This window comes from Streptomyces sp. NPDC097617 (genome assembly GCF_044761485.1).
Classification (GTDB): domain Bacteria; phylum Actinomycetota; class Actinomycetes; order Streptomycetales; family Streptomycetaceae; genus Streptomyces.
Window position 1 is genome coordinate 187,015 of the sequence record NZ_JBIWCL010000015.1, and the last position, 17,908, is coordinate 204,922.

The 17,908-nt window shown below is 70.7% G+C and carries 12 protein-coding genes; 4 read left to right on the forward strand and 8 right to left on the reverse strand.

Going from position 1 to position 17,908, the window contains the following annotated elements:
- Positions 1 to 152 precede the first annotated feature (152 nt).
- Together ACIQZO_RS24090 and ACIQZO_RS24095 are read left to right on the forward strand one after the other, a co-directional pair.
- Positions 153 to 3,032 (forward strand): CDP-glycerol glycerophosphotransferase family protein, encoded by a 2,880-nt coding sequence (locus tag ACIQZO_RS24090; protein ID WP_403629445.1) that lies wholly within the window; start codon positions 153 to 155, stop codon positions 3,030 to 3,032.
- Positions 3,029 to 4,201, forward strand: coding sequence for a glycosyltransferase (locus ACIQZO_RS24095; RefSeq protein ID WP_403629447.1), 1,173 nt, complete (start codon positions 3,029 to 3,031; stop codon positions 4,199 to 4,201). The genes ACIQZO_RS24090 and ACIQZO_RS24095 overlap by 4 nt, the downstream gene beginning before the upstream one ends.
- A gap of 76 nt (positions 4,202 to 4,277) precedes the next feature.
- On the opposite strand, the gene galE is transcribed toward ACIQZO_RS24095, so the two are convergent.
- The 8 genes from galE to ACIQZO_RS24135 all read right to left on the reverse strand — a co-directional run bounded on the left by galE (position 4,278) and on the right by ACIQZO_RS24135 (position 15,451).
- The gene (gene galE / locus ACIQZO_RS24100; RefSeq protein WP_403629450.1) at positions 4,278 to 5,291 is read right to left on the reverse strand and encodes a UDP-glucose 4-epimerase GalE; all 1,014 of its coding nucleotides are present in this window, start codon (positions 5,289 to 5,291) and stop codon (positions 4,278 to 4,280) included.
- Between the two features lie 85 nt (positions 5,292 to 5,376).
- Positions 5,377 to 6,993 (reverse strand): glycosyltransferase family 2 protein, encoded by a 1,617-nt coding sequence (locus ACIQZO_RS24105; RefSeq protein ID WP_403629452.1) that lies wholly within the window; start codon positions 6,991 to 6,993, stop codon positions 5,377 to 5,379.
- A 78-nt stretch (positions 6,994 to 7,071) separates the two neighbouring features.
- Positions 7,072 to 8,517, reverse strand: coding sequence for a GTPase ObgE (gene obgE / locus ACIQZO_RS24110; protein ID WP_403629453.1), 1,446 nt, complete (start codon positions 8,515 to 8,517; stop codon positions 7,072 to 7,074).
- Positions 8,518 to 8,687: 170 nt separating this feature from the next.
- Positions 8,688 to 8,942, reverse strand: coding sequence for a 50S ribosomal protein L27 (rpmA, locus tag ACIQZO_RS24115; protein ID WP_030384676.1), 255 nt, complete (start codon positions 8,940 to 8,942; stop codon positions 8,688 to 8,690).
- A gap of 13 nt (positions 8,943 to 8,955) precedes the next feature.
- Positions 8,956 to 9,276 carry a 50S ribosomal protein L21 gene (rplU, locus tag ACIQZO_RS24120; RefSeq protein WP_030384677.1) on the reverse strand — a complete coding sequence of 107 codons (321 nt, stop codon included), beginning with the start codon at positions 9,274 to 9,276 and terminating at the stop codon, positions 8,956 to 8,958.
- Between the two features lie 294 nt (positions 9,277 to 9,570).
- Entirely contained in the window at positions 9,571 to 13,506 is a 3,936-nt protein-coding gene (locus ACIQZO_RS24125; protein WP_403629455.1) for a ribonuclease E/G, read from the reverse strand.
- Between the two features lie 235 nt (positions 13,507 to 13,741).
- Positions 13,742 to 14,521, reverse strand: coding sequence for a TIGR03936 family radical SAM-associated protein (locus ACIQZO_RS24130; protein ID WP_403629458.1), 780 nt, complete (start codon positions 14,519 to 14,521; stop codon positions 13,742 to 13,744).
- A gap of 126 nt (positions 14,522 to 14,647) precedes the next feature.
- A complete protein-coding gene (locus ACIQZO_RS24135; protein WP_403629460.1) occupies positions 14,648 to 15,451 on the reverse strand; it encodes a hypothetical protein in 804 nt (267 codons plus the stop codon).
- Positions 15,452 to 15,642: 191 nt separating this feature from the next.
- Here ACIQZO_RS24135 and ACIQZO_RS24140 point away from each other — a divergent pair, with 191 nt between their 5' ends.
- Both ACIQZO_RS24140 and ACIQZO_RS24145 read left to right on the forward strand, forming a co-directional pair.
- Positions 15,643 to 17,217 (forward strand): recombinase family protein, encoded by a 1,575-nt coding sequence (locus ACIQZO_RS24140; protein ID WP_403629462.1) that lies wholly within the window; start codon positions 15,643 to 15,645, stop codon positions 17,215 to 17,217.
- Positions 17,218 to 17,625: 408 nt separating this feature from the next.
- Entirely contained in the window at positions 17,626 to 17,892 is a 267-nt protein-coding gene (locus ACIQZO_RS24145) for a hypothetical protein (RefSeq protein WP_403629464.1), read from the forward strand.
- Positions 17,893 to 17,908 lie beyond the last annotated feature (16 nt).

Here is a 17,908-nt window from a genome sequence, read left to right on the forward strand (position 1 = left end):
CGACCGGACCCGCTTCTCACCTCTTCCTCAGAAGTATGCACGGCGAGGGTCGGGCGGGAGTCGGGCTGCCGGAGTCGCGAGCGGCACACGGTAGCTTTGACGAGATAAGCGGAATCGGAATGAGCTCAACGTAACGAAACGAAGGGATCGAGGTGCACGTGCCCGACGTCTCCGTGGTCGTCATCGTCTACAACGACGCAGAGCGTCTGCCGACAGCAGTCCGGTCGGTTCTGGACCAAACCCTGCACAGCGTCGAAGTCGTCATCGTCGACGACTGCAGCACGGACCGCTCGTACGCGGTCGCCCAGGAACTGGAGTCCGCGCATCCGGGGAGAGTGCGCGCCTTCCAGCTGCCGCAGAACAGCGGCGGCTGCGGCGCGCCGCGCAACCACGGCATCCAGCAGGCCACCGGAACGTACGTGATGTTCCTCGACAGCGACGACGTGCTGGAGCGCAACGCCTGCCGGAACATGCTGGACGCCGCCGAGCGGACCGGATCCGACCTGGTCGCGGGCATGTGCGTACGCGTGCACCTCGACAACCGCTGGGGCAAGACCACCGAGTGGTACCCCTGGATCTACGCCCGCACGCGCACGCTGGAGTCGATCACCGAGTTCCCCGACCTGCTGGTCTACGACACCCTCTCCACGAACAAGTGCTACCGGCGCGAGTTCCTGCTGGAGCAGGGCCTGGAGTTCCCGGTCGGCATCCACTACGAGGACCTGCTGTTCTCCGCGCAGGCGTACGTGGCCGCCCGCCGCATCACGCTGATCCCGAACCACGTGTACTTCTGGAACGTGGTCGAGAAGGCCGCGGCCCTCTCGATCAGCAACCGGCGCCACGAGATCGCGAACTTCGTCCACCGGATGGAGATCCACCGCCGCGTCGACCGCCTGCTGGCCGAAAAGGGCCATACGGACATCAAGTCCGCGAAGGACGCCAAGTTCCTCAAGCACGACCTCGTGCTGCACCTGCGCGACCTGCCGCTGCTGAGCGACGAGTACCGCCAGGAGTTCGCCCGCCTCGCCAACGGCTACCTGGAGGGGATCGACCCGGCAGCGTACGAGAACGTCACGTACCTCCAGGCGATCTGCGCCTACCTGCTGGGCAAGGAGGACTGGGACAACCTGCTCCCGGCCGCCGATGCCATGACCAACAAGGGCCGGCTCACCTCCCCGCTCGCCGAGCGCGACGGCCGCGTCTACTGGTGCGCGCAGCACATCGACGGTCCCGACGGCGACGAGGCCCGCCGGATACTGGACGTCACCGAGCAGGCGTTCCACACGACCCCGCTCACCTCGCTCACCCTGGGCAACCGCCTGACCTCCTACGAGGACGACGGCCGGGGCACCGTCACGATGTCGGGCTCCGTCGTGAACCCGCTGGGCCGGATCCCGGCCGACGCGGATCTGAAGGCCACGCTCGAATTCCGGGCCCGCCGGCAGATCGGCGTACGGTCCTTCGCCTTCCCGGTGGCAACGGTGCGCCACACCGGTGACACGATCGAGTGGACCGGCACCGCCGACATCGCGAGCACCGTCCGCCCGCTCGGCATCATCGACGCCGTCTGGGACGTCCGGCTCAAGCTGACCGCCGGCGGCGAACGGATCACCACCCGCGTCGCGATCGGCGGGGTCGACCTGGAGTCGGCGGCCCGGCTGCGCGTGCGCCCGCGGCTGACCCGGCTGGTCTCCGACCGCTTCGGGCCCGAGATGACAAAGAAGGGCAACCTCAGCTACGTGCTGAGCGCCGAGGGCGCCGCCGCCGTCCGCACCCAGTCGCTGATCAACAACGCCATACAGGGCAAGGCGGCCGGCGTGGTCAAGCGGGGCCTGCGCAAGGCTCTGCGGGCCCGCCGGAACATGGGCTCCGGCGAGCAGAAGGTGAAGGTCTACCACGAGATCTTCTCGAAGCTGCCGATCAAGAAGGGCACGGTCGTCTTCGAGAGCCACATGGGCAAGCAGTACAGCGACAGCCCCAAGGCGATCTACGAGGAGATGGTGCGCCAGGGCGCGCCCTTCGAGGCGATCTGGTCGTACGCGGGTGCCAAGCCCACCGGCTTCCCCAAGGAGGCCACCCTGGTCAGGCGCTGGAGCTGGCAGTACCTGCGCGCCCTGGCCCAGGCCGAGTACTGGGTCGACAACCAGGGCTTCCCGCTCGCGCTCGCCAAGCGCCCCGGGACCACGTACATCCAGACCTGGCACGGTTCGGCGCTCAAGCGGATGGGCTTCCACGAGCCCCGCACCAAGGCGCAGGGCCGGGCCGGCCAGGCCCGCTTCCAGGCCGCCGTCGACCGCTTCGACCACTTCCTGATCCGTTCCGAGCACGACACCCGCACCCTCGCCAAGGGCTTCCGGCTGCGCGACGAGGTGCTGCTGCCCACGGGCTACCCGCGCAACGACGCCCTCGTCGAGGCGCACAGGACCGAGGCCAACAGCGGCGAGCGGGTGCGCGGCCCGCTGGCGCTCGAGCTCGGCATCGACCCGGACAAGAAGGTGCTGCTGTACGCGCCGACCTTCCGGGCGGGCGCGGACGGCGCGGTGGAGGGCTTCACCTTCCCCTTCGACGTCGAGGAGTTCGCGGAGCGGCTCGGCGACCGCTTCACGCTGCTGGTGCGGACCCACTACCTCAACAGCGTCTCGCTGCCGCCGTCGGTCGCGGGCCGGGTCATCGACGTGTCCCGGCACCACGACATCACCCCGCTGCTGACCCTCGCCGACGGTCTGATCACCGACTACTCGTCCGTGATGTTCGACTACGCGGTCCTGGACCGGCCGATGCTCTTCTTCGCGTACGACTACGAGAAGTACGCCACGGACATCCGCGGCACGTACTTCGACCTGTTGGAGAAGGCTCCCGGCCCGGTGGTCGCCACCGCGGACGAGCTGCTGCAGGCGCTGGCCGCCTTCGAGGAGGCCGACGCCAAGTACGCCCAGGCGCGGGAGCGTTTCCTCGCCGAGTTCGGCGAGTACGACCGCGGGGACGCGGCGCGCCAGATCGTAGAGAAGTTCTTCACCAGGAGCGGCAAGTGAGCCAGCAGACCGCCACCCCGGGCGGCCGTGACATCTTCATCGTCTCCAACAACGTCGACGAGATCGGCGGCGTGACCACCTGGTCGCACCAGATGGCCCGGCAGTTCACCGACCGCGGCCACCGCGTGCACATCGTGGGGATCGCCCCGGTCGCCGACGAGATCCGCCAGAAGCTGCCGCAGGACCTGCCGTACGCGATGACCACGCTCTACGCGGCGCACCCGCCGTCGGCCCGCCGGCTGCGCGGGATCAAGGGCCGGCTGAACGCGCCCGAGCGGCGCCGCCAGGCGGCCCGGCGGGCGCAGATGCGGGCCAAGGCCGAGCAGCTGAGCGAGCTGCTGCGGGCGGCCCGTCCGGGCGGTGTCGTCATCGTCACCCAGGTCTGGGCGATGGAGTGGGTGGCGCTCGCCGACACCAAGGGGCACTCCGTCATCGGCATGAGCCACGAGTCCTTCGAGGCCAGCCAGAAGTCCACCCGCGGGGAGCGGGTGCGCCGCTTCTACCCGCAGGTGGACCGGCTGCTGGTGCTGACCGCCGAGGACGCGGACCTGTGGATCCGCTCCGGCATGGAGAACGTGGGCAGCATGCCGAACCCGCTGCCCTTCATGCCCGACTCCCCCGCTCCGCGCACGGAGAAGGTCGTGGCCTGCGTCGGCCGCCTGGCCTTCGAGAAGGGCGTCGACCTGCTGCTCGACACCTGGGCGGACGTCGCGCCGCACCACCCCGACTGGGTCCTGCGGGTCTACGGGGCGGGCATCGAGGAGGCGACGCTGAGGGCGCACTGCACCTCGCTGGGCCTGGACGACTCCGTGGAGTGGATGGGCAGCACCGACGACGTACTGGGCGCGCTGCGCGGGGCCTCGGTCTTCGCCCAGGCCTCACGTGCCGAGGGCTTCCCGATCACGCTCCTGGAGGCGATGGCGGCGGGCGTGCCGACGGCCGCCTTCGACTGTGCCCCGGGTGTGCGGGAGATCGTCGAGCACGGCGAGGACGGGCTGCTGGCCCGGCTGGGCAACACGATGGAGCTGGCCGGGCACCTGCGCGCGATGATGGCCGACCGCGAGCTGCGCGACCGGCTCGGGGACAACGCCTTCCGTTCGGTGCAGCGCTACTCCAGCGCCGAGATCACCGACCGGTGGGAGGAGCTGTTCTCCTTCCTGGAGCGCTGACACCGCTCTCCACGGCACATGCGCGGCGGCCCGCCCCGGAACGCTCCGGGGCGGGCCGCCGCGCGTACCGGGTCGCTCAGGCCTGGAGGACGTCCCGGTGGGCGTCCTTGCGGGCCACCTTGTTGGCCTCCCAGCCCGCCCAGGCGGAGGTGACCATCTCGCGGACGTCGTGCCGGGCCTTCCAGCCGAGCTCGCTGGTGATCTTTTCGGCCGAGGCCACGACCTTCGCCGGGTCGCCGGGGCGGCGCGGACTGATCACGGGGGCGATGTCGTGCCCGGTGTTCTCGTTCATGAGCGCGACCATCTCGGCGACCGAGACGCCTTCGCCGCGCCCGATGTTGACGGTGAGGTCCTTGTACTCGCCGGCCGCGGCCCACTCGGCGAGCTTGCGGGCGGCCGCCACGTGGGCCTCGGCGAGGTCCTCGACGTGGATGTAGTCGCGGATGCAGGTGCCGTCCGGGGTCGGGTAGTCGTCACCGAAGATCTTGGCGCCCTGGCCGGCGTCGTAGCGCTCGAAGACCATCGGGACCAGGTTGAAGACGCCGGTGTCGGCGAGTTCGGGGGTCGCGGCGCCCGCCACGTTGAAGTAGCGCAGGCAGGCGGTGGAGATGCCGTGCGTCCGGCCCGCGGCGCGCACCAGCCACTCGCCGGCCAGCTTGGTCTCGCCGTAGGGGCTCAGCGGCGCGCACGGGGTGTCCTCGGTGACCAGGTCCACGTCGGGCATGCCGTAGACGGAGGCGGACGAGGAGAAGAGGAAGTTGCGGATCCCTGCGGCGGCCACGGCCTGGAGCAGCACGGTGAGGCCGCCCACGTTCTCGTGGTAGTAGTACATCGGCTTCTCGACGGACTCGCCGACCTGCTTCTTGCCCGCGAGGTGCACCACGCCGGTGATCTTGTGCTTGCGGATGACCTCGTCCAGCACCAGCCGGTCCAGGACGGATCCGACCACCAGTCCGACGCCCTCCGGCACCCGGTCCTCGTTGCCCGTGGAGAGGTCGTCGAGGACGACGACCTCCTCCCCCGCGAGCACCATCGCGCGGACGACGTGCGAGCCGATGTACCCGGCGCCACCGGTGATCAGAAACGTCATGTGTATCTCCTTGGTCCTGTCCGACTTCGGGATGGGGAGCACGGCGGTCCGCGAGGACCTCCCGCGGAGCCGGCTCCCGGATTGTTCAGCCCGCCCCGCGGCCCGACCGGGACCGGTGGAGGCGGTTGCGTACGAGGTACAGCGCGCCCTCGGCGCCGGGCGCGAGGCGCAGCGCGAGGGCGCCGGCCCCCGTCCGGTAGGGCTGTGCCAGCAGAACACCGTACCGGCTGCTGGGCAGCGCGCGACGGCGGAGCAGCCTGCCCCGGGGGCGCAGGGAGGTGAACAGCGAGCTCCCGTCGGCGCACCGCACGCCCACCCCGACGTTCCACGCCTGCATCCTGCGCAACCCCTGACGGCGGCCGGTGACGGCCAGATCGGCGAGGCGGAACGGCAGTACGGCGACCCAGCCGCCGCTGCGGTCGGGGTGCAGCGCGACCGGCTGCGCGAGGACCGGATCGCCGCCCGCACGCGGCAGGAAGCTCAGCTGGGCGGTGACGGGCCCCGCCTCGGCGAGGCGCCCGTACAGGTCGTGCAGGCGGATCCGGACGGCGCCGCGGCCGGCCGGTTCGGCGTCGACGGTGACGGGCAGGTCGGCGACCGGCAGCGCGGCCAGCCCCACCAGCTCGACGGGAAGCTCCTCGCTCCACACGGGCGCGCCGGTGGGGCCGTTCGCGTACGGGGGCAGCAGCCGCGGCGGTTCGGCGGCCAGCCGGGTGAGCCGCTCGACGTCGGCGGGCGGGGTACCGGTGGCGCGCAGCACGGAGACGATCCAGCGGGCGTGGGCCGCGGCGGAGGCGATGTCCGCCGCGGGGAAGGTGTCGACGTACTCGCGGGTCAGGGTCCACCAGGCGGCCCGGTACTCGGGGTCGTGGCCGAGCTCGCGCAGGTACATGCGCAGGTCGTACTCCAGGAACTTCACCCGGCAGGCGCTGCCCAGCACCGGGGAGGCCTCCTCGAGGATCGCGGCGGCCGTGCGGTGGGCCTCGATGCGGGAGCGCCAGTTCCCGACGTCCTTGCGGTCCAGGGAGATCGACACCTGGGCGGCGCTGCGGCGCACGTGCCAGACATAGACGAGGTCGCCGATGACGGCGATGCGGGGGGCCGCGGCGAGCACGCGGGCGGTGAAGACGAAGTCCTCGTAGATGAACCGGCCGTCGGGGAAGCGCAGGCCGTGCTCCTGGAGGAAGGAGCGCGCGTACAGCTTGTTGACGCAAAGGGTGTCGCGGACGAGATCGGGCCGGTCCACCGGCCGCTCGATCACATCGCCGGGCGTATGGAGTCCGGGCATCCACGGGACGTCGTGGTGCAGGGGCAGCTCGCGCCGTACCGCCGCTCCGACGGTGACCGGGGCGGCGTGCTCCTCGGCGGCGCGCACCAAGGCGTCGACGGCCCCCGGTGGCAGGATGTCGTCGCTGTCGAGGAAGAGGACGTAGCGGCCGGACGCCGCCGCGATCCCGTCGTTGCGGGGGGTGCCGCACCCCCCGCTGTTCTCCGTCCGGTGCACCGCCTTGAGGCGGGGGTGGACGGCGGCCAGCTCGTCCAGCACCCGCGCGGTGCCGTCGGACGAGGCGTCGTTCACCGCGATGACCTCGGTGACCACCGGACCCTGGGCGAGGGCCGAGGAAACGGCCTCGCCCACGAGCCCGGCGTCGTTGTACGCGATGACCACGACGGAAACCGTGGGGAGGTTGCTGCTGTTCACCCGGAAGATCCTAGGCGACCGACATAAAGGCACCTTCAAACCTTCAAACCTTCCGGGCACAAGTCCCTCGGGAGGGGCTCAGAACGGCCGGAATTCGTCGTACTCCTGCTGCGCGGAGTCCTCGCGCTTGGCGTCCTTGTCCTTGCGGCGCGTCGTGGCCGGGCGCGGAGCTTCCAGGCGGTGGTCCTCACCGCGGCGGCCCAGCATCTCGGCGCCGGCCATCATGGTCGGCTCCCAGTCGAAGACGACGGAGTTCTCGTCGGAGCCGATGGCCACGCCGTCACCGGCGCGGGCGCCGGCCTTCTTGAGCGCCTCCTCGACACCGAGGCGGTTGAGGCGGTCCGCGAGGTAGCCGACGGCCTCGTCGTTGTTGAAGTCGGTCTGGCGGACCCAGCGCTCGGGCTTCTCGCCGCGCACCTGATAGACGTCCTCGACCTCGTTGTAGGTGACGGTGAAGCCGGAGTCGTCGACGGCCTTCGGGCGGATGACGATGCGGGTCGCCTCCTCCTTCGGCTTGCGGGCACGGGCCTTGGCGATGACCTCGGCGAGGAAGTAGGAGAGCTCCTTCAGGCCGGTACGGGCGACCGCGGAGACCTCGAAGACCTTGTAGCCGCGGGCCTCCAGGTCAGGGCGGACCATGTCGGCGAGCTCCTGGCCGTCCGGGATGTCGACCTTGTTGAGGACGACGAGACGCGGACGCTTCTCCAGGCCGCCGCCGTAGAGCCTGAGCTCCTCCTCGATGACGTCGAGGTCGGCGATCGGGTCGCGGTCGGACTCCAGCGTGGCGGTGTCCAGGACGTGCACCAGCACCGAGCAGCGCTCGACGTGGCGCAGGAACTCCAGGCCCAGGCCACGGCCCTGGCTGGCGCCGGGGATCAGGCCCGGGACGTCGGCGATCGTGTAGACGGTCGAGCCGGCCGTGACGACGCCCAGGTTCGGGACGAGGGTGGTGAAGGGGTAGTCCGCGATCTTCGGCTTGGCCGAGGAGAGCACCGAGATCAGCGAGGACTTGCCGGCGCTCGGGAAACCGACCAGCGCCACGTCGGCGACGGTCTTGAGCTCCAGGACGATGTCGCCGCCGGTGCCGGGGACGCCGAGGAGCGCGAAGCCGGGAGCCTTGCGCCGGGCCGAGGAGAGCGCGGCGTTGCCGAGGCCGCCGCGGCCGCCCTGGCCGGCGACGAAAGTGGTGCCCTGGCCGACGAGGTCGGCGAGGACGTTGCCCTCCTTGTCGAGGACGACGGTGCCGTCCGGCACGGGCAGGATCAGGTCCTGGCCGTCCTTGCCGGAGCGGTTGTCGCCCGCGCCGGGCTGGCCGTTGGTGGCCTTGCGATGGGGACTGTGGTGGTAGTCCAGCAGGGTGGTGATCGCCTGCTCCACCACCAGGATGACGTCGCCGCCACGGCCGCCGTTTCCGCCGTCGGGGCCGCCGAGCGGCTTGAACTTCTCCCGGTGAACGGAGGCGCAGCCGTGGCCCCCGTTACCCGCGGCGACGTGCAGCTCGACGCGGTCCACGAAGGTGGTCATGGGTGATCCTCCAGATACATACGGGAATGTCCCGGGCAGGCCTTGCTGCCCATTAAACGTGTCTATATGACAACGCGCCGAGGGCGGACCTCTCTTCCCGGCTTGCGCCGGAAAGAGCTGAGATCCGCCCTCGGGAAGTTACGAAACGCGCTGGATCAGCAGGAGCTGAATCAGGCGGCCGGAACGATGTTGACGACCTTGCGGCCACGGTGCGTGCCGAACTCGACCGAACCGGCGAGCAGCGCGAACAGCGTGTCGTCGCCACCACGACCCACACCCGAACCCGGGTGGAAGTGGGTGCCGCGCTGGCGGACGAGGATCTCACCAGCGGAAACGACCTGACCGCCGAAGCGCTTCACGCCGAGCCGCTGGGCATTGGAGTCGCGCCCGTTCCGGGTGGACGATGCGCCCTTCTTGTGTGCCATGTCTCAGTCCCTCTTACTTCGCAGCCGCGGGGATACCGGTGACCTTGATCGCCGTGTACTGCTGGCGGTGACCCTGGCGACGGCGGTAGCCGGTCTTGTTCTTGTAGCGCAGGATGTCGATCTTGGCGCCCTTGTGGTGGTCCACAATCTCGGCCGTGACCTTGATACCGGCCAGGACCCACGGGTCGCTGGTCACGGCTTCGCCGTCGACAACGAGCAGGGTCGAGAGCTCGACCGTGTCGCCAACCTTGGCAGTGGAAATCTTGTCAACCTCAACGATGTCACCAACAGCAACCTTGTGCTGGCGACCACCGCTGCGCACGATGGCGTACACGCGGATCTCTCTCTCACTCGGGACGGATGCTCCTGAAGCCAGCCACTCAGGCAGACCCCGTCGAGGACGGGACCACCGATCCGGATTGGACGAGCGGCCTCTCTCGCACGACGCTTGCGCGTACGGAACGTGAGGAAGGTGCTCAGGAGCGCGGCGCGCACTAAACGTTATTCGTCTAAGCATGCCGACGGTCTAGGTTACGGGGCCGGTCCCGTAGGAGCAAACCGGGCCCCGCACGACCGTGGGCCCCGCCTCTCGGCGGGGCCCACGGTCGCTGTGTCGCTCAGCGGCGGATCAGGCTTCGGTCGGAGCCGAGACGGAGGGCAGCGCCTGCTGCTCCGCCGCCGCGGTCTTCTTCGTCGTCCGCTTCGCCGCGGTCTTCTTGGTCGTGGCCGCCTTCTTGGTCACGGTCTTCTTGGCGGCCGCCGCCTTCTTGGCCGGAGCCTTCTTCGCGGCGGGCGCCTTCTTGGCCGGAGCCTTCTTCGCGGCCTTCTTGGCCGGGGCGGCCTCCTCGACCGGCTCGGCCTCCGCGGCCGGAGCCTCGGCCTCGACGACCGGAGCCTCCACGACCACCACGGCGGCCTCCGCCGCGCCGGCCGGGGAACCGGCGGGCGCGGTGGCCTTACGGGTGGCACGGCGGCGCGGACGGGCCGGAGCGGCCTCCACGACGGGGGCCTCCTCGACCTCGGCAACGGCGACCTCGGGGGCGGCCTCGACGACCGGCTCGGGCTCCGGCACGACGACCGGCTCCGGGGCCACCTCGGCCGCGGGCGCCGGGGCGCCCGCCGGGGCGGTGGCCTTACGGGTCGCGCGGCGACGGGTACGGCCCTTCGGCGCGGCATCCTCGGTCACGGCCTCGGCCACGACCTCCGCGACGACCTCCGAGGCCTCCACGGCTTCGGCGACGACCTCGGCGGTCGGCTCCAGCACCGTGTCGGCGGCCTCGGTCACCGGCTCGGCCTCGACCGCGGGGGCCTGCGCCGGGGCGACCGCACCGCGCGGGGCGCCCGCCGGAGCGGTGGCCTTGCGGGTGGCGCGGCGCCGGTTGCGGCGGCCGCTGATGCCCGCGGCGGCCTCGGCCTCGGCCGGGCTGCCGTAGAGCTCCTCGTCGGCGACGAACTCCGGCTCGGGCAGGGCCCGCGGCGCGGCGGCCTCGGCGGCCACCTCGGCCTCGGTTTCAAAGCCCTCCGTGTCGACCGTCTCGACCTCGTGGTCGTGCTGGTCGAACTCGGTGCGGCCACCGCGGCGCTTGGAGCGCTTGCCGTTGCCACCGCCGCCGACCACGGTCGGGGTCTCCATGTGGACGATGACACCGCGTCCGTTGCAGTGGACGCAGGTCTCGGAGAAGGACTCCAGCAGACCCTGGCCCACCCGCTTGCGGGTCATCTGGACCAGGCCCAGCGAGGTGACCTCGGCCACCTGGTGCTTCGTACGGTCGCGGCCCAGGCACTCCAGCATGCGCCGCAGGACCAGGTCGCGGTTGGACTCCAGGACCATGTCGATGAAGTCGATGACGACGATGCCGCCCAGGTCGCGCAGCCGCAGCTGGCGCACGATCTCCTCGGCCGCCTCCAGGTTGTTCCTGGTGACGGTCTCCTCGAGGTTGCCGCCCTGACCGGTGAACTTGCCGGTGTTGACGTCGATGACGATCATCGCCTCGGTCTTGTCGATCACAAGCGAGCCGCCCGAGGGCAGCCACACCTTGCGGTCGAGCGCCTTGGCGAGCTGCTCGTCGATCCGGTACGTCGCGAAGACGTCGACCTCGGAGGTCCAGCGGGACAGCCGGTCGGCCAGGTCCGGGGCCACGTGGTTCACGTAGCCGTGGATGGTCTCCCAGGCGCCGTCACCGCTGACGATGACCTTCGAGAAGTCCTCGTTGAAGATGTCGCGCACGACGCGGACGGTCATGTCCGGCTCGCCGTACAGCAGGCTCGGCGAAGAGGTCGAGATCTGCTTCGACTTCTTCTGGATGTCCTCCCACTGGGCCTGCAGACGCTCGACGTCGCGGCGCAGCTCGTCCTCGCTCGCGCCCTCGGCGGCGGTGCGCACGATGACGCCCGCGTCCTCGGGGACGATCTTCTTGAGGATGGTCTTCAGACGCGCACGCTCGGTGTCGGGCAGCTTGCGGCTGATGCCGGTCATCGAGCCCTCGGGCACGTAGACCAGGTAGCGGCCGGGCAGCGAGACCTGGCTGGTCAGGCGGGCACCCTTGTGGCCGATCGGGTCCTTGGTGACCTGCACCAGGACCGACTGGCCGGACTTGAGGGCGGACTCGATGCGGCGCGGCCCGTTGGCCATGCCGAGCGCCTCGAAGTTGACCTCGCCGGCGTACAGGACGGCGTTGCGGCCCTTGCCGATGTCGATGAAGGCGGCCTCCATGGACGGCAGCACGTTCTGGACCTTGCCCAGGTAGACGTTGCCGACGTACGAGGTGGCTTCTTCCTTGTTGACGTAGTGCTCGACGAGCACGTTGTCCTCGAGGACGCCGATCTGGGTGCGCTCGCCGGCCTGGCGGACGACCATGACGCGCTCGACGGCCTCACGGCGGGCCAGGAACTCGGCCTCGGTGATGATCGGCACGCGGCGGCGGCCCTGCTCGCGGCCCTCGCGGCGGCGCTGCTTCTTCGCCTCCAGTCGGGTCGAGCCCTTGATGGACTGGACCTCGTCGGAGGAGGAGGACTCGGTCTTCTCGCGCGCCGGGCGCGGCTCGCGGACCTTGACGACGGTACGGACACCGTCCTCGTCGCCGGCTTCGGCGGCCTCGGCGGGGCCGTCGCCACTGCGGCGGCGACGACGGCGGCGCCGGCGGCTGGAGCTGGAGCCGAGGGCCTCTTCGGCCTCCTCGTCCTCTTCCTCCTCGCCCTCCTGGTCGGCGGTGTCCTGCTCGGCGGCCTCGGCCTCTTCCTCGGCGGACTCGTCCAGGTCGGCGGCCTCACCGCGACGACGGCGACGGCCACCGCGACGGCGACGGCGCGAGGGGCGCTCGCCCGACTCGTCGCCCTCGTCGAACTCCTCGTCGAGCTCGGCGGCCTCGGCCTCCGGCTCCTCCTCCGCGAGCACCTCGGGAAGGGAGACGGGAGCGGACTCGGCGGCCGGAGCGGCTTCGGCGCCTCCGCGGCCACGGCGACGGCGGCGGCCGGCGGGCTGCGCGGCGGGGGCCTGGGCGACCTCGGCCTCGAGCTCGTCCTCCTCCTCGTCGACCTCGTCCACCGGGGCGGCGGCGCGGGCGGCCGCGGCGGCCATGGCGGCGGTCTCGGGGGTCTGGAACATCGGCTCGGCGAACACCGGGGCCTGGAAGACGGCCACGGCGGGACGCGCGGCGCGGCGGCCACGGGCCGGGGCGGCGGACTCCGCGGCGCTCTCGGCGGGCCGGTCGGCCGGCTGCTGCGCGGCGGCGGGTGCCGCGGAGCGGGTGGCGCGGCGGCGGCCGCCGCGCTTCGGGGAGTCGACGGCGTCGGCGACGGTCACGGCGCGGGCGGCCTTGGGGGCCTCCTCGACGACGGGCGCGGTCTCGGCGGCCGGGGCCTCGACGACGGCGGCCTCGGCGGCCGGAGCGGTCACGGCACGGGTCGCACGACGACGAGCCCGCGGAGCCGAAGCAGCCGGAGCCTCCTCCTCGACGACCGGCGCGGCCTCGACCACAGGAGCCTCGACCACAGCGGCGGCCTCGGCGGCCGGAGCGGTCACGGCACGGGTCGCACGACGACGAGCACGCGGAGCCGAAGCAGCCGGAGCCTCCTCCGCCTCCTCCTCGACAACCGGCGCGGCCTCGACCACAGGAGCCTCGACCACAGCGGCGGCCTCGGCGGCCGGAGCGGTCACGGCACGGGTCGCACGACGACGAGCACGCGGAGCCGAAGCGGCCGGAGCCTCCTCCGCCTCCTCCTCGACAACCGGCGCGGCCTCGGCGGCGGGAGCCTCCGGGGCAGCGACGGCGCGGGTGGCACGGCGGCGGGTCCGCGGGGCGGGAGCGGCCGGAGCCTCTTCCTGGACGACCGGCGCGGCCTCGGCGGCCGGCGCGTCGACGACAGCCTCGGCGGCCGGAGCGGCCTCTTCGGCGGGGGCTGCCGGTGCGGCCTCCGTCACCGGGGTCGTCTCCGCGACGGCCCCGCCGGGCGGGCCGGCGGGACGGGAAGCGGCACGGCGGCGACGGCGTGGAGGCAGGTTGTCGCTGGGGCTGCCACTGTCGGCGCTACCAGCAGGAGTGATGTCGGTTTCGTTGTTGAGCATTGCGGGCGGTTCTCCCGTCACGCTCCCGGGCGCCGCGGCTGACTTCCGGTCCGGCTCGGCTCCGCGCAATGAGCGCGGAACCGGCCTCCGGGGCGCGTTCGCCACACGGGAGCTGTAGTCCATGGCCGCCGGTTCCGTACGTGTTGTCCGTACGGCCTGGCGGAAGTCTTCAGGTCAGTGCGCGGCCCGACCCAGGTGGCTCCCGAGTGCCAGGGCTGCGCGACAACGACGATCCTTACGCGGCGGGACCTTCCGGCGCCTTCGCGTCGGCTGCTACGGCGGCCGTGGGTGGGGCGGCCGTGTCAGCCTCGCGGTCGGGCGCGAGCGGGTCGGTCACCGTGCCGGACTCCTCGTCGAAGAGCCCCTGCGCCAGCCTGGTCACCGCAGAGGGGACCGGCGGCGCCAGGTCGGCCACAGCTCGGAGACCGGACAGGACGTCGTCGGGTCGCACGGCAGGTGTCAGATGCCGAACAACCAGCCGCAGTATCGCACAAGCATTGTCCAGCGGCCTATCAGCCGGGGCGGCAAGCGCTTCCAGACTGACGACCGCGCCACGTGTGTCGAAGGTCCGCATGCCGTTCTTGGTACGGCGCTGCACCTCCACGGTCTCGGCGGCGAGGAACGCCGTCACGGCCCGCTCGGCCTCGGAGGGCTGCACGCCGTCCAGGCGCAGCTCCCACACGGAGGCGGTCAGCCGGTCGGCGAGGCCCGAGGTGCGGGCCTCGACGGCGTCGATGATGTCGAGCCCGGTGGGCATCGACTCGTCGAGCAGCTCACGGAGCTTCTCGGGGTCGCGGGGCTCGGCGAGGGCGATCTCCAGGTACTCCGCCTCGCTGCCGGTCCCGGTCGGGGCGGCGTTCGCGTACGAGACGCGGGGGTGCGGGGTGAAGCCTGCCGAGTACGCCATGGGCACCTCCGCGCGGCGCAGGGCCCGCTCGAAGGCGCGCTGGAAGTCGCGGTGACTGGTGAACCGGAGGCGGCCGCGCTTGGTGTAGCGCAGTCGGATGCGCTGCACCACCGGTGCGGGAGGCGGGCCTTCGGGCTGTCGCTTGCCCAGTGGTTCTTCTCCTTGTGCGGGGCTCCGCGGCTCGCGCGTCGCCCTGAGCGTCTGGGGGCCGGCCGGCGCCGCCCTGCCTCCGGCTCACCCCTGCCGTTCGTGGAGGGAGATCTCGGGAGCGGGCGTGTTGCCTGCGGCTGTCGTACTACCCAGAGTACGCGCCCGTGACCTTGTCGGTTCCACGGGAGGAGTACCGAACAGTGCGCGGCGGACCTCGGCGCGGACCTCCCGGGCGGTGTCGCGGACCGGCCGCCACACGGCGCGCACGAGATGTCCGACCGGTGTCAGGAGGTACCGGTACACCTGCGTGGCGGGCCACCCGATCAGTATCCGGCCGCTCCACTTGAAGGCCCGCCACAGCGCCGCGGTGATCAGGCCGGCCACATGCCAGGCCCAGGCCACGGCCTTGCCCAGCGGCGCGAGGACGTAGCGGTGGAGCGGCCGCAGCAGGCAGCGGTAGACCGCTTCGGCCAGCCGTATCAGGGCCCGGCCGGCCGGGACCAGGACGTAGCGCCAGGTCACCAGCGCCGACGGACGCAGGACGTACACGTACAGGACCCGGCCGACCGGGGCGAGGAGGTGGACGTACAACCACGAGCCGACCGGCCGCAGGAGGTAGCGCCACAGTCCCACCCAGGGCCAGACGCACACGAGTTTGACCAGGGTGGTCACCAGCCACCCGAGGGCGCGCAGCACGGGTTCCACGACATGGGTGAAGAGAGGCGCCAGCACGTAGCGGTGCAGTAGGCGCCCGAGGGCTGTGAGCAGGTCCCAGACCACCCGTACGGGCAGTACGACCAGCAGCGCCACGATCTTCACGGGGATCCGTAGGGCCCCGACCAGGCACCCTTCGCCTCCGGGGGTGGGCTGCGACATCTCGGTGTTCATGGGGCCTAGGACACCGGAAAGGCCCCCGGCCGTTGCAGCCGGGGGCCTTTCACCTGCGGATCAGTGGATGGGACCGGTCACTTCACGACGGAGAGCGGCAGCAGCTTCTTGCCGGTCGGGCCGATCTGGATCTCCGTCTGCATCTGAGGGCAGATGGACACAGGGTTAAAACCGTAGCTACTGTCCGGCCCATGAAGACGTACGACATCGCTGCCGAGTGGACCGCTTCGGACCTGGCGCTCCTGGCGGAGCTGAAGAAGACAGAGGCTCTGCTACCCGAGGACGCGCCGCGCGCCCTGCTCTCCATCCGCCTGTCCGTACTCACAGAGGACACGACGTCGCCGGTTCGGCAGGAACTCGATCTGCGCCTACTGGCCAGGGACAAGGGATACCGCGTCGTCGGCGTCGCCTCCGACCTCAACGTGTCGGCGACGAAGGTCCCGCCGTGGAAGCGGAAGGAGCTCGGCGAGTGGCTCAACAACCGAGCCCCCGAGTTCGATGCTCTGCTCTTCTGGAAACTCGACCGCTTCATCCGTCGCATGTCGGATCTCTCGACCATGATCGAGTGGTGCCAGCGGTACGGAAAGAACCTGGCCTCGAAGAACGACAGCATCGATCTCGAATCGACTGTCGGCCGGATGATGGTCACGCTCATCGGCGGTATCGCCGAGATCGAGGCGGCGAACACGTCGACCCGTGTCGCGTCACTGTGGGACTACACCCGCACTCAGGATGCCTGGTTCGTCGGCAAGCCCGCGTACGGCTTCGTCACCACGAAGGCGAACGGCAAGCCGTCCCTTGCCATCGAGCCGAACGCACACAAGGCGCTGCACTGGGCGCGCCGCATGGCACTTCGGGGAGTGTCTGCCCGGCGCATGGCTTTGTGCCTCATCCGCTCCGGGCTCATGTCCCCGGGGCTTACGACGTCGACTCTCCTCCGGCGCCTCCGTAACCCGGCACTCATGGGGTACCGGGTGGAGGAGAACAAGAACGGCGGCGTACGCCGCTCGAAGCTGATACTCGGACACGACGGCAAGCCGATCAGGGTGGCCGATCCCATCTTCACCGAAGGCGAGTACAACGAACTCCAAGAGGCCATCGACCGGCGCGGCAAGAACCAGCCCCAGCGCCAGACGCACGGCGCGACACAGTTCCTCGGCGTTTTGGTCTGTGTCGACTGCACGTCGAACATGACGGTCCACGTCACGACCAACAAGTTCGGCCAGTACCGGTACCTCCGGTGCCAGAAGTGCAAGAGCGGAGGGCTCGGCGCCCCCGACCCACAGGGTGTGTACGACGTCCTTGTAGACGACGTCCTACGGGTTCTCGGCGACTTCCCCGTACAGGTGCGCGAGTACGCGCAAGGGGCTGAGGCTCGCGCGGAGGTGAAGCGACTCGAAGGGGCCATCACCTACTACATGACTGGGCTTGAGCCCGGAGGCCGCTTCACGAAGGCTCGGTTCTCTCGGGAGCAGGCGGAGAAGACGCTCGACAAGCTCACCGACGAACTGAGTGCGATCGACCCCGAGGCCACCCAGGACCGATGGACTCTCGTCCACAACGGGAAGACGTTCCGCGAAGCGTGGGAGTCGGGAGGCATGGAGGCCATGGCCGAGGATCTCCGCCGCGTCGGCATCACGTGCGAGGTATCGCGGACCAAGGTCAAGGGCGTGCGCGCACCCTCCGTACACCTCCGCCTGAAGATTCCCCGTGACGTACGCGAGCGACTCGTCATCAAGGGCGACGACTTCGCCGCGAAGCTCTGACGGAGTGATGCCCCTGCCCTGGCTCGCCTACCGCGACGCGAAGCGCGGGGGCTCAGCCGGCCAGGTTGACGACTGAGCAACCGGCCGTGTAAGAAAATCTTCCCGTTCCTTCGAGGAGCGGACACCGTAGCTCCCGTCGTGTGACGCCGGTAGAGCTGGCCACTCCGTGAAGGGGCCGCCATCCCAAGGGGCTGGCAGGGGAAGCCGAGGGCACCCCGAAGCGCAGGACGGTACTGCGCGACTTCCACTCACCCGCCGAGGTACAGCTACGCGCTGCCCTCGGCCGCCGCCGGGAGGTCGCCGACCCTTGAACATCACGATCGAAATCGTCTGGACCTGTGAGGCGTGCGCATCTCCTCTCGCTGACGGAGAGACTCACGACTGTGGCGGCACGGAGGTTCCGAGCCGATGAGTACGAGCACCATCAACTTCGGCCCCGGCCACCCATGGGGCGGGGTATCTCAGCGCGAGTACCAGCGCATGGCCCAAGACCCCCGACACCAGCTCGCCTACCGCATCCACTTCGCGGCCCTCGGTTGGGCCGACCGCCACGGACACGCAAGCTTCGGCCCCGGCAAGCTCGCCGCACTGCTCGGTGTCAATCCCCTCGAAGTGTGGAGTCCTTCCTATGCGGCCAGCCCCACAGTGAGGCCGGTCCAGTACTCGCGTTCGTAGTCGATCGGACTCTTGA